Here is a 12,497-nt window from a genome sequence, read left to right as displayed (position 1 = left end):
ATGCTTTTATCAATAGAAAATATTAAAGATGGTTTGGATAAAGTTTTTTTACCATTAGAGCCAATGATAAATGGTTTTCGACTTATTGAAAAAAAAACAAATATCCATGATATCAAAGTGATAGAAAAACAATTGGAAGTAACGTTTCCAGATAAATTCTTATTCTTAATTAGCCAGTATAACTTTGGTAGTTTTACACTTGGTCCGATAGTATTTGGTAGTTCTGGCGATTATTTAAAAGATTTATTAGTTATTAATCATAGTGTTTGGTGGGGAAAAGGAGAGCGACCAAATAATAAAATTGTCATTGCTATATCAGATCCATATACAATTATGTTAGATACTGAAAAGGAGAGTATTAGTGCTTTTTCTTCTGAAATAAATTGGAATGATGCAAAAATAATATCATCTGACTTTATTTTATTTTTTCGTGGTATTGGAACTATCTTTTTACAAAGAAATAATACAGATAATACAAAAATCATAGCCAATAATGTATCAAAAGCAGTAAATTCAAAAGATATTAACTTCTGGCTTAAATTAGCAGAGTAAATAATTTTGGATAAATAAATCACTCTTCATTTTTTCTAATGGGAATTGTTTAAGGGCTTATAATAGGTTTAGGCAAAATTATTGGAAAACAAGAGCAATGGATTTTTAATATGATCAATGAATTAAATACGTTAATTGAAAAAAATATTAATGATGGCGCTGAAATAAATATAGGGCAACCTGTAAGCTTTCAAACCATAGAAAAAGCAGAAATTTTGCTAGGTGTCCGATTTCCAAAATCATATATCTTATTTTTAGAAAAATTTGGCACAATAGAAATTGATGGGCGGTCTTTTGCTGGGTTAGAGCCTGAACAAGTTAATATTACAGGTGATGTAGTATCATATACAAAATATTTAAGAGTGGATGAAGGTTTACCAGATCAATATATAGCATTAGACTTTCAAAACGGAGATTATATATTATGTATTGACACTTCTAAGTTTAATGATCTTCAAGAAGCACCGTTGGTTTTAATTGATCCTGTAACGAAAGAAAGCAGTCTGGTAAGTGGTTCATTTATGGACTATTTAATAGATTATCTCAAAGGTTAAAGCATAAAATATATGGAGATGACGCCTTACTAGGTCTCGGAAAATAGCCCAAACCTCTATGATAGAGAAACAGGGTTACACCATAATACCTTTAGATACTTTGACCCCGATATAGGTAGATTTACGCAACCTGATCCGATAGGATTACTAGGTGGTAATAACCTTTACCAGTATGCCCCTAATCCTATTGCTTGGATTGATCCTTGGGGTTGGGCTAAAAAGCCTTGTGGTGGTAGCAATGTTTCAGAAGAACCAAAACCTTTAAAGCCTGAACCTGGGTATTTAAGAGGAAAACCTCATGGGATAAAGTGGACACAAGCTGATGCTTTAAAACGGGCTAGAGATCAAGCCGCTAGGACAGGAAGACCCCCTATGCCTCAAGGAAAGTGGGGTAGTAAGGCGGATTTAGAGTATGCTGGCAGTAAAGCCGCAACTTTGGAACCTGGACAAATGGCTGACTTCCCAATCAACTCAGGGAGTACTTCGGTAGTATTTAATCCTGATGGTAGCACAAGTATTCCTGACATGATAAGGGTGAGAAATAATGGCAATGGAACCTTTCATGGATTTCCTATTGACTCTAAAACTGCAGGCCCCATTTTTAATGGTTTTGAATAAGAGAATCGAGATGTTTAATATTGATTTTAATAATTCTGTTGAATTAGGTAGGTTAGATAGTGAAGACTCAACAGTATCAGAAGCAATATATACAATATATTTAGAGTATAGTGATAGCTTTACATTAAATTGGAATAATTACCTAGTTCCTTTGAGTAAAAAAGGAGATTTGAGTGAAATTTATAATGATATTATTAAAATGTTAGTTCTTATCAAGACGAATAAAGAAAAAGAATTTTATATAAATTTTTTATCAAGTACCTTTACAGCAAAATGGGATTTTACTCTATATAAAACAGAGCAGATTAGGATTAATGCAAAATGGAATAGTAATAGTATTTTTTCTAATAAAATAATAAATGAAATCGATCCTGATTTATATCAAGTATTGGTTAATAAAACTCATTTTGTGAATGAGTGGGATAATTTGCTGAGAAATCTTAAGCAAGACCTTAAGGCAGTTGGTTATACTGATAGTCTTGATGGGTTTAGCTATTTAGAAAAATTATAACTAAGTAACAGAACACCGTATAACTGAAATAAAACATACCCAACATGCCCAAACCAAATACATCCGCTTCAAATACGACCCCATAGGACGGCGCATAGAAAAAGCTATCTATCTTGCTCGAGATTCAGAGATACCTATCGCTAAAACAGAATTCTATTGGCAAGGAATGCGCTTACTGGGAGAAAAACAAAATGGAATTACTAGTTACTACATCTACGACAATGGTTACAACCCACTGGCAAGAATAGAAGGGACACCAGGCGAAGAAAAAATCAGCTATTTCCATAACAACCTAGCAGGGCTTCCCGAACAACTCACCGACAGCCAAGGCAATAGTATTTGGCAGGCAGAATACAAAATCTGGGGAAATGCTGAAAAAGAATGGAAAGAAAGCCGAAGCAACTTTGATCAAAATTTAAGATACCAAGGGCAGTACCTAGATAGAGAAACAGGGTTACACTATAATACCTTTAGATACTTTGACCCCGATATAGGTAGATTTACGCAACCTGATCCGATAGGATTACTAGGTGGTAATAACCTTTACCAGTATGCCCCTAATCCTGTTAGTTGGATTGATCCTTGGGGATGGGCTTGTAATAGATTGAGAGATGATAAAGGAAGATTTAGAAAAGCACTAAATGCTTCTGAAGAGGTTAGTTCATTACCAGATTTTACAGGAAAAAAAACTGGACAAATAAGACAGATATTAAAAAATAGAGGATACACAAGCACACCTGCAAACAGCGGAGGAGAAGTTTGGACAAAATCATTACCTGATGGAAATACTGTATCTGTAAGAATGGATCCAGCTAAGGTACGTAATCCTGCTTTAGGATATGCAGATGAAGTTCCGCATACCCACATTGAGACAGTTCCAACCAGTAGTGTTTCAGGAGGAAATTATCCTCCATCTACTGTTTCTGGAAGACACACAGCATCAGGTGGAACATCTACTAAAGCAAGTAATCCTAATCATAATCAAGATGTGCATATACCAATGGGTAAAGGCCGTTCTCCATATAACTAGGAGGTAAAATGAGTATACGTGAAAAATACGATATTATAGAAAAAGATTTTCATAAAGATAGAAATAAAGCATTAAAAGAGATGATTGATTTATACGTTTATGCTATTGATTCTTATGAAAATGATATTGTTGATGCAATAAACTTATACGTTTGTGACTTGGGAGACAAAGAGATATATAACTATTTAGAAAAAAAAATGAATTTAGTCAATAACGAATTTTTAAGAAATGAATTCAAGGATTGGATGAGAATAATAAAAAGTAAAAATAATAACATTTAAAACTTAAAGAAAATATATCCATGTAGAATTTAATAACCAAATTCTGTAGAAATGTAATGGATAGTTACTTGGGGACTTGTTACTATTCTTAGAGAGTGTACAAGAAAAAGAAAAAGAAAAAGAAAAAGAAAAATAAGCTACTTCCATAACAACCTAGCAGGGCTCCCTGAACAACTTACCGACAGCCAAGGCAATAGTATTTGGCAAGCAGAATACAAAATCTGGGGGAATGCTGAAAAAAAATGGAAAGAAAGCCGAAGTAACTTTGACCAAAATTTAAGATACCAAGGCCAATATCTAGATAGAGAAACAGGACTACACTATAATACCTTTAGATACTTTGACCCTGATATAGGTAGATTTACCCAGCCTGATCCGATAGGACTACTGGGTGGTAATAACCTTTATCAGTATGCCCCTAATCCTGTTAGTTGGATTGATCCTTGGGGATTGAAAAAAATATGTGCAAGCTCAAGAGATGAGATCACTAGAGGTAAAAATAATGAAATCACTAATGTAAAAGGTACTATCACTCCAGATGATGTAGCAAATGGAGGAACAGCAACTAATAAAAGCTCTAGAGATTATGCGAGGTCAATGGGGGCTGCTACAGACGATGCTGGACACACTAGAGGAAACCAATTAGGTGGAAGTGGTGGAAAAGACTATGTTTTCCCTCAAGATCCACATACAAACAGGGGTACTTTCCAAGTATTTGAAGGTAAGGTTGCAGATTATGTGAGAGATACAGGTAATAGCGTAACATTTGAGCAAACATATCATTATGATAATGGTGGAACTAGGCCGACACGAATAGACTATAAAGTGTATGATAACGGGATTAGTGTATTTGATGAAAGTTTTAGCAAGCCTCTTCCCACTAGCTCTAATTAATGAAATTTTATAGGTGATGAAATTATGAATACAGAAAAGGCAATTAAAGAAAAATTTTATTCTTTTTCAAAAGAAATGAATGAATGGGAGGTTGAAACTAAAAAAAAATATGATGAAATAGGAATGACTAATTATGCTCAGGTGGCTGGTGAAAACTTAAAGGTAATTTATAAAAAATATTTAACAAATAAAGACCGTAAACTTGGTCGACAATCTGTACCAAATGCGGGCTTTCCTCCTGAATATGACCCTCAGCAAGAGACTATTCAAAATATCTCAATAGATGGAAATAAAGCAATTATTGAAACTAAATGGGTTCACCCTGCCAATCAAAACTTTGCTGTTATTTATAGGTATACTATGAAGTTACAAAATGGAGAATGGTTACTTGATACTAAAAAGAAGTATTCTAAAGGGGCTGATAAATGGTCGAATATAGTCTTTTAGTAATAATGGTATGACTCTTAAGTATTAAAACTTAAAAAGGATGATCTATAGATTCCTGTGATCATCTGATGGTGTAATATTATTTAATAGTAATAGTATAAGATTTCATCACTAAAAAGAGTGAGTGCTAAACTACTTCCTTCATCACAACCTAGCAGGGCTCCCTGAACAACTTACCGACAGCCAAGGCAATAGTATTTGGCAAGCAGAATACAAAATCTGGGGAAATGCTGAAAAAGAGTGGAAAGAAAACCGAAGTAACTTTGACCAAAATTTAAGATACCAAGGGCAATACCTAGATAGAGAAACAGGACTACATTATAATACCTTTAGATACTTTGACCCCGATATAGGTAGATTTACCCAGCCTGATCCGATAGGATTACTAGGTGGTAATAACCTTTATCAGTATGCTCCTAATCTTATTGCTTGGATTGATCCTTGGAGTTGGGAATGCCGGATGGGTGAATATGATGAGTTAAAAAAGATTCTGCCCTAGGACAAGTACATCATATGAACCAAAATGCAGCATATAGAGATGTAATCCATCAAGGAAAGGGAGCTTCCATTAACTAAAATGCCTTTACTGAGTCAGGAATACCTCACTATAACGCACATGCCTCACTTGAAAACTTTTGGGAACGGTATGGGGAGAGAACTATATGGACAGCATCCTACAAACTTGCAGTATACACAGGCATTGAAGCACTTTTTAGAAGCTACATGTTTGTCATTTGTTGATGTTAATAGTTGCAGTCAGGTATGCTACGTAGTAATGAGTACAATATGGTTTATTTAGGGGAATGCCTGTGTCTAGAATACCAGGTAGAATTAATCAAGTACCACAATAGAAAATATATATGATGGAATTAATAAAAAGTCGACTTTCGGCGATCAAGTGGTTTGCTAATGTAGGCAAGCCTTTAGAGTCTTTTAAAAATATTAATCAGTTAAGTTCAATTTTTGAGGTAGGAGAACATCTGGGTAGTGCTATATGGGAAAATACAACTCTTGAAGCAGCAAATGAAATATCAGGTTTTCTTGTTAATAAACATTCTTCTCTATTTCAACATTGGAATATTATTGCATGCGAAGCTAGAAACTATTATAAAAAAAATATTGCGGATTAGGTTTATATAAATGGTATTGATAATAAATTATTAAACCAATGTGTAGGGTGGGATATTACCCATTTTTTAATTGAAGATTATTACAAGACTGTCTTAAAAGAACCTTTATTTTTCGAATGCTTACTAAAAGTTTATGAAAGTGGTCATTTGCCTTGTGGTTGGCATGGCTGCTGGCCTAAAGGTAATCTAATAATTTATTAATAACATTCGACAAATTAATTTACTTGGTAGCTTTAATTTAAATAAGTTAGCAATTTACACTATAATACCTTTAGATACTTTGACCCCGATATAGGTAGATTTACCCAGCCGGATCCGATAGGATTACTGGGTGGTAATAACCTTTATCAGTATGCCCCGAATCCTATTAGTTGGATTGATCCTTGGAGGTTATCCAAGTGTCCCCTATCAGATAACCTTCTGCTCTTAATAAAAAATCTTTTAGAAAAATGATGACTCTGGAAGCATCTTAACCATACAACATTCATATATGATATACAAAGAATGAAAATATTAATAAGTTAGTAGATAAGGTAATATAATTTTATTGATAATCTTAGTGCATAAAATCAACATAATTTCGATTATAGTAGTAGAAATAGACCTAAAGACACATGATCTGCTCATTTACTATTGACGAGTAATAATATGAACTATATAAAAAATGAAAAAGAATTTACTAGTTTTTTAGAGAGTATTGACTGGCATGACTCATTTATTAGAGAGTTATATGTACAATCCCCATCATATATTACAAAAGATGGAGGGACAGTAGCTTCAGATTCTCTATGGAGTGCAAAATTACTAATTATTATTTATGATTCGGTAGTATCAGGAGTTGAATTATTTTTTGAGGGTCTTGAAAGCTTCTCTCTTTCGGCGAATATCGATATAGAGCCTAAAGGTAAAGTTGAAAATAGCCAATACTATTTCTACGTTAACGCTTATAGCGTTCCGATTATTGCTAAAAAAATTAGTTATTATTGCTATGGTAAAGAAATACAAGGATATAGTAATAAATACGGTGTAATGAATCTTTTTGATGAGGATGGTTTTCCTCTAAAAGGCGACTATTTAAATAGTTCAGAATAATGTTCTTGCTAAGAGATAAATATGAATTTCCATAAGTTTAGTTATGCAAATGCGTTAATAGAAAGTGCATCAGAGCTAGATATAAAGTTAAATTTTATAACACACATGGATGCATGTAATTATATTGATCAAGTATTAAAAAAATACATGCCATGGAGAATAGAGGGGCATTTGGCCATAGGAGATAATGCCAAAAGATTATCTACAGATGATTATGAGTTTAAATTCTCATTATGTTTAGATAATAAACCTGGCTATATATTTTTTGAGCAAAATACAATCAATAAAGATGTTGTTGTAATTATAGAAGATGCTAGAAATATATCTAAGTTAATGGAAAATAGTAGTGGTATGGAGTATTTCATTTCTGACAAAGATATTTCATATCTTATATCCGTTAATTGGTATTCTATTGAGTATGTAGGAAATATAGAGCTAATATGTTAGAAAGAACTAAATCAATCTTCATTTAAAAAATATACTGTTCAAAAGAAGTGATGTGATAGATGATGGAAAAAATTAGATTCTAATATGTAACTTAGTTAATTCTAAAAATGAAGGGATTATATTTATATGGTGAATAATGAATAATGAAAAATTAATAAAGTTTCCTATTCCTGAGTGGAATAGAGTGGTTAGTTCCGATCTTGACTCAATAGCATATTGCATATGTTATCAATATAACATTGATTCAAGTGGTTTTGGACCATATGGATTTAATACAGTTACTGCTGAGAAGATAATTAGTAAAACCTTTGTCAATCTGATGTATTTAGAAAAGAGTGATAATGGAAATTTGTTATTAAGACATGTTGAAAATATCCGAAAGCATGGAGTTTATTTGTATGGTAATAACTCTAGATTAGAATCGCTTAATATAGATGCTAGTAAGTATTTTCTAGCAAAAAAGAAAAATGAACTTAAATTAAAAAAACGATTACAACAAGAATCTTTGCCTCCCGAACCTCTAATATTGAACTTGTTGAATGAAGATGGATATATAAGCGATGCTATAAACAATATATTATGTATGAATTTAGGCATAATAATTTGCCATAACTATATGCCAGAAGCTGGGCAAGCGCTTATATTATTTGATCAAAATATTATTTCTGATTTAAAAAGTAATGCTTCATATTATAAAGTTGAGTTTGTTGAGGTAAGTTCAATAGATAAGATGAAACCATGGTGATAAAAGCAATGATCAATAAGATTTATGTTAGTGAAGTCAATAACTACCAATCTGAAACTTGTTTTAGTGTTTTTTCCGCTTCAAAAAATAGAATATTGAATATTGGGTAAAAGTATTCAATATTTAACACCAAGAGTGAGATCTAATTTCAATAAAGAAACCGGTAAACTATATAGTATTTTTGGTATAGCAGAATAAGTAAGGATATGACAAAAGATGATTAAAAAGATAAATAAATCATATGTGACAATGATATGGCAGGCTTTATCTGATGCACCTAATGTTGATAATTGTTTATTTAAATTAAATTTAAATAATATAGAAAATATCAATACTCTAATAAATAAATTAATTTTACCATCATATGAAAAAATGCCTGATTTTTTAAAAGCAAGATGTAAAGATAGTTTTAAATATGCAATAAATTTTTGTAATGATAAAGAGTTAATTGAATATTATGAAGATTCTATTCCAGAAGTTTATTTACCATCATATATAAAGATAAAAGATTTTTATATTATTGTATGGACTGCTCTTTTTAATAAAGAAAGTTATTATATTGACGATAAATTCTTATACCAAGAAATTCCTTTTTCTGAATTGTATGAAAATTAGTATAAAATAGTACAGTGTTACTAGATGATTTATTTAATATTTTTGCATTAGAATCACTCTCAAAAACTGTTTTTTTCATTACAGCCTAGCAGGGTTCTCCAAACAACTCTGTTGCTGTGAAATGGCAGGTGTAACAAAAAAAGATGGTCAACTATTCCAGTAAACAATAAACGAATAACAGCTAAAATGTAGGTAATATTAATATATAAAATATATAGAAGTTACAGAATATTACGATGGTTAGTTGATGATTTCAATCTTTATCAGTATTTGCATGTTCAACTAGTATCGAACGAATACGTAAATGTGGAATAAAATATGAAATTAATTATTAAATTAGCTTGTGTGGCAAATGGTGTAAATTTACGCGCATGGGAACCAGCAGATAACAAAGCAATAGCTGAGTTTGTTTACCTTGAGATTGGCGAAAAAGGAACCAAAAGTTCCGATGGTTTTACTATAAGAGTGGCAACGCCACAAGGACTTAAAAATCTTTCATCATTAAACGGAATTATTGCTGAAAGACCACTGATTATTATGGATGAATATAATTTTCAGTATTTATGGAAATGGCTTGAAGATATAGTTTCTTCTTGTGAAGGGGATACTTGGTCTCAATGTGTTGAAAACCTTAGGCGCTATTTTGATTGGGAATATGATAACTATAATTATGGTTAGACTGTCATTATAATTTAAACTGACAAACATTTTTTATTAGTAGACACCTAATTCTATCGTTGTTTGAATTTTAATATAATGGTTAAATTAAAGAGATAATTACACATGCTAATTAAGAATAATTAACTATTAATTCTCAAAAGAAATGGCTAAGCGGAAAAGTTAGATAGAGGATTTATATATGATTACATTTGAAATAAATCCATTTACTAGTGTGAATGATTTTAAATTTGGATTAACACAATCAGCTATTGCTAAAAAAAATGGTAAACCATTTAAAGTTGAAATAGACAATATAATGGAAGAAATTAGAGAATACCGTGAAGGTAGTCAACTAACTTTTATAAAAAATAAATTAGTAGATGTAATCATTAAAAAAATGAAATGCCTATTTTTAACAATATAGATATATTTAATGACATTAATGCACTCCAAAAGTTACAGGAGCAGAGTAGTGTAATTAAGGCAAAAAATAATTCATATTGGCTTTTTCCCGATATAGGAATATGTGTAGGAGGATTATCTGAGAAAAAAATACCTGAGGGCAGATTACTGATAGTGTTTTCAAAAAATAGGCTTCCATATTATGAAATATTCCTTGGCATGTAAAAACATGTATTGTTGCCCTACAGATCAATCACAACTGATAACTTTGTTGAAAAAAACTTAATGCATTACAATTATCATATAGCCTGTTGTAGTTGTAAAAATGAATTTTTACAGAAAAAGTAATTAAGCGAGGGATAATATGAGCCAAAATCTTCCAGATATAGCTTTTTTCCATAAATTAGCGGAGGTGGCCAGTAAACAAACCCTACCTCGTTATCGATCTTCAGATAATTTAAATATAAATACTAAGCCAAAAGAGGGCTTTCGCTTTGATCCAGTAACTGATGCTGACCGTGAAGCAGAAAGGGCGATTCGAGCGCTCATTAATGAGGCCTACCCTGAACATGCCATTATTGGGGAAGAGTTTGGTACTACTGGAAGTGGTCCGATTAAGTGGGTCTTGGATCCGGTTGATGGTACTCGTCCGTTCCTATGCGGAATTCCCGTATGGGGTACCTTAATTGGTTTGTTATATAAAAATCGAGCTGTAATGGGAATGATGAGTCAACCTTTTACCAATGAACTATTCTGGGCTGATGGTAAACAGGCGTGGACTAAAGGACCTTTAGGTGAAATGCAGTTACATACTCGCAAAAATGTGACATTGTCACAAGCAATATTACATACAACATCTGCTGAATTAGCACCAAATTACCCACAAGTTAATTTCAAAGAGTTATCAGAACAGACGTTAATGACTCGCTTTGGTGGTGAGTGCTACGCTATGGCAATGTTAGCCGCAGGGCAGATCGATCTCTGTTTTGAGTTTTCATTGCAACCTTATGATATTGTTGCTTTGATTCCAATTATTGAACAAGCAGGGGGAGTAGTTACTACATTGACCGGTCAACGAGCTGAATCTGGTGGAACTATACTTGCTTCTGCTAATGCAGTTTTACATGAGCAAGCGTTAAAAGTGCTCAATTTTTAATTAAATTTGTTATTATTGCTATGAAAAAATCTAATTATGCGATGATGACTATTATGTTTAAAAATAGCTTGCGCTTGTTGTTTAGTCTAATCCTTTGTTGTACTTCAGTACAGGCAGATGTTACATTCCCTTTAAAGCAAAGTGCTGTGACAGACCAAATGGGTATTTTATCACCTCAAAGTTCTAAACAGATCGAAGATAAAATCCTCTCATTCGAAAAAATACAAGGGTCACAAATAGCAGTACTAATTATCTCAACAACTGCACCATTAACATTAGAACAGTATGCCAACCAACTTTTTAATTATTGGCGATTGGGGCGTTATAAGGTTGATGATGGGGTTTTGCTATTAGTGGCACTTGATGATCGAGCTGTCCGCATTGAAGTGGGTTATGGTTTAGAAGGGACACTTACTGATTTAACCATCCGAAATATCATTAATGATTATTTATTACCATATTTTAAACAAGAACATTATGAACAAGGTATTGATAAAGCAGTTGATGCACTTATTGCCAAAATAAAACAAGAACCTTTGCCAGCTATTGATAATCCGCAATTTTATATTGCTAAAAATCCTACTGACTTTGGGATGATTGATATTATTGCAGCAATTATTTTGGGTATAAGTTTTTACGTGTGGGGTGCTATTCTTTTTAAATCATTGAAAGCCTCGCCATTAAAAGTTGGTATTTTTCTTGTGATTATTTTGAGTATCACTGGTTATTTGGGAGGTTTTGATATAAATACTTGGAATGGCTTAGAATTGGGTGACGAATTTTTAGAAACTAACTTACCATATTGGGTACAAGAGTTGTTATTAAAAATTTTACCTATCTGGATGTCTGTGCTAATTTTATTTACGGTATTTTTGGTTTCTAGTTTTTTATGTTTAGTCCTATTTAGTTTGTTGTTTATTATACCGTTTATCATAATTAATAAATGGATCAAATCAACTAAGTTAAAACTGGCTGTAATGGGTGGACTCTTTTATGGCATAGTTGCCGGAATTATATTTGGTGTAATATTTAAATCTTTAGCCATTGGTATAGTAATATGTTTACTAATTACTATTTTGTTGGGGATCGGACTTTATATTGGCAAAATAAAACCAACTGATTTAGGTTCAAGTGGAAGTGAAGATAGTTCAATTGAGATCAACTCAAGTTATAGTAGCCACAGTTCTAGTTCCAGCACTAGTAGTGGTGGTGGCGGTCGAAGCGGCGGTGGTGGCGCATCGGGTAGGTGGTGATGTTCGATTTTAAAAGAAATTAATTTATTAAAGAAAAAAGTTAAATAAAATAGATGCTTTTCTGCAGAAATATGATTTAAATGGTGTTGTTCGTGATGGACGAACATTAT

General features: G+C 32.3%; 17 protein-coding genes and 4 pseudogenes. All 21 read left to right on the top strand.

Annotated features, from left to right (window positions below):
• The 21 genes and pseudogenes from A9G12_RS09680 (at window position 1) to A9G12_RS09590 (ending at window position 12,387) form a co-directional block, all read left to right on the top strand.
• Window positions 1-552 carry an SMI1/KNR4 family protein gene (locus A9G12_RS09680; protein ID WP_065565649.1) on the top strand — a complete coding sequence of 184 codons (552 nt, stop codon included), beginning with the start codon at window positions 1-3 and terminating at the stop codon, window positions 550-552.
• Window positions 553-662: 110 nt separating this feature from the next.
• Window positions 663-1,106, top strand: a complete 444-nt coding sequence (locus tag A9G12_RS09675; RefSeq protein WP_065565648.1) for an SMI1/KNR4 family protein — start codon at window positions 663-665, stop codon at window positions 1,104-1,106.
• A gap of 60 nt (window positions 1,107-1,166) precedes the next feature.
• A pseudogene (locus tag A9G12_RS12515) lies at window positions 1,167-1,326 on the top strand (RHS repeat-associated core domain-containing protein); the annotation flags it as partial.
• Between the two features lie 152 nt (window positions 1,327-1,478).
• On the top strand, window positions 1,479-1,724 hold the full coding sequence (locus tag A9G12_RS12510) for a hypothetical protein (RefSeq protein WP_065565647.1): 246 nt from the start codon (window positions 1,479-1,481) through the stop codon (window positions 1,722-1,724).
• 10 nt (window positions 1,725-1,734) lie between these two features.
• Window positions 1,735-2,235 (top strand): hypothetical protein, encoded by a 501-nt coding sequence (locus A9G12_RS09665; RefSeq protein ID WP_141674148.1) that lies wholly within the window; start codon window positions 1,735-1,737, stop codon window positions 2,233-2,235.
• A gap of 166 nt (window positions 2,236-2,401) precedes the next feature.
• Window positions 2,402-3,265 carry an RHS repeat-associated core domain-containing protein gene (locus tag A9G12_RS09660; RefSeq protein WP_065565645.1) on the top strand — a complete coding sequence of 288 codons (864 nt, stop codon included), beginning with the start codon at window positions 2,402-2,404 and terminating at the stop codon, window positions 3,263-3,265.
• Window positions 3,266-3,273: 8 nt separating this feature from the next.
• A complete protein-coding gene (locus A9G12_RS09655) occupies window positions 3,274-3,546 on the top strand; it encodes a hypothetical protein (RefSeq protein WP_065565644.1) in 273 nt (90 codons plus the stop codon).
• 123 nt (window positions 3,547-3,669) lie between these two features.
• Window positions 3,670-4,005: pseudogene (locus tag A9G12_RS12685) on the top strand (RHS repeat domain-containing protein); the annotation flags it as partial.
• On the top strand, window positions 4,006-4,440 hold the full coding sequence (locus A9G12_RS12450; protein ID WP_442903483.1) for a DNA/RNA non-specific endonuclease: 435 nt from the start codon (window positions 4,006-4,008) through the stop codon (window positions 4,438-4,440).
• Between the two features lie 24 nt (window positions 4,441-4,464).
• Window positions 4,465-4,887: an NTF2 fold immunity protein gene (locus A9G12_RS09645; protein WP_065565642.1), complete on the top strand. Its 423-nt coding sequence runs from the start codon at window positions 4,465-4,467 to the stop codon at window positions 4,885-4,887.
• A 136-nt stretch (window positions 4,888-5,023) separates the two neighbouring features.
• Window positions 5,024-5,344: pseudogene (locus tag A9G12_RS09640) on the top strand (RHS repeat domain-containing protein); the annotation flags it as partial.
• A 403-nt stretch (window positions 5,345-5,747) separates the two neighbouring features.
• A complete protein-coding gene (locus A9G12_RS12095) occupies window positions 5,748-6,017 on the top strand; it encodes a hypothetical protein (protein WP_081299730.1) in 270 nt (89 codons plus the stop codon).
• A 249-nt stretch (window positions 6,018-6,266) separates the two neighbouring features.
• A pseudogene (locus A9G12_RS12680) lies at window positions 6,267-6,419 on the top strand (RHS repeat-associated core domain-containing protein); the annotation flags it as partial.
• Window positions 6,420-6,665: 246 nt separating this feature from the next.
• Complete coding sequence (locus A9G12_RS09630; RefSeq protein WP_065565640.1) at window positions 6,666-7,109, top strand: hypothetical protein; 444 nt, start codon at window positions 6,666-6,668, stop codon at window positions 7,107-7,109.
• A gap of 21 nt (window positions 7,110-7,130) precedes the next feature.
• Window positions 7,131-7,556: a hypothetical protein gene (locus A9G12_RS12355; RefSeq protein ID WP_176701759.1), complete on the top strand. Its 426-nt coding sequence runs from the start codon at window positions 7,131-7,133 to the stop codon at window positions 7,554-7,556.
• A gap of 136 nt (window positions 7,557-7,692) precedes the next feature.
• The gene (locus A9G12_RS09620) at window positions 7,693-8,301 is read left to right on the top strand and encodes a hypothetical protein (protein WP_065565639.1); all 609 of its coding nucleotides are present in this window, start codon (window positions 7,693-7,695) and stop codon (window positions 8,299-8,301) included.
• A 216-nt stretch (window positions 8,302-8,517) separates the two neighbouring features.
• Complete coding sequence (locus tag A9G12_RS09615) at window positions 8,518-8,916, top strand: hypothetical protein (RefSeq protein ID WP_065565638.1); 399 nt, start codon at window positions 8,518-8,520, stop codon at window positions 8,914-8,916.
• 318 nt (window positions 8,917-9,234) lie between these two features.
• Window positions 9,235-9,594, top strand: coding sequence for an Imm8 family immunity protein (locus A9G12_RS09610; RefSeq protein ID WP_065565637.1), 360 nt, complete (start codon window positions 9,235-9,237; stop codon window positions 9,592-9,594).
• Window positions 9,595-9,775: 181 nt separating this feature from the next.
• The gene (locus A9G12_RS09605; protein WP_065565636.1) at window positions 9,776-10,000 is read left to right on the top strand and encodes a hypothetical protein; all 225 of its coding nucleotides are present in this window, start codon (window positions 9,776-9,778) and stop codon (window positions 9,998-10,000) included.
• A 342-nt stretch (window positions 10,001-10,342) separates the two neighbouring features.
• Window positions 10,343-11,134: a histidinol-phosphatase gene (gene hisN / locus A9G12_RS09595; RefSeq protein WP_065565634.1), complete on the top strand. Its 792-nt coding sequence runs from the start codon at window positions 10,343-10,345 to the stop codon at window positions 11,132-11,134.
• 20 nt (window positions 11,135-11,154) lie between these two features.
• Entirely contained in the window at window positions 11,155-12,387 is a 1,233-nt protein-coding gene (locus tag A9G12_RS09590; RefSeq protein WP_081299729.1) for a TPM domain-containing protein, read from the top strand.
• Window positions 12,388-12,497 lie beyond the last annotated feature (110 nt).

Origin of the sequence: Gilliamella sp. wkB112, assembly GCF_001690685.1 — a bacterium.
GTDB classification, from domain to species: Bacteria; Pseudomonadota; Gammaproteobacteria; order Enterobacterales; family Orbaceae; genus Gilliamella; species Gilliamella apicola_J.
The sequence above is the reverse complement of the archived record's forward strand: the minus strand, read 5'-3'. Positions and strand labels throughout refer to the sequence as shown.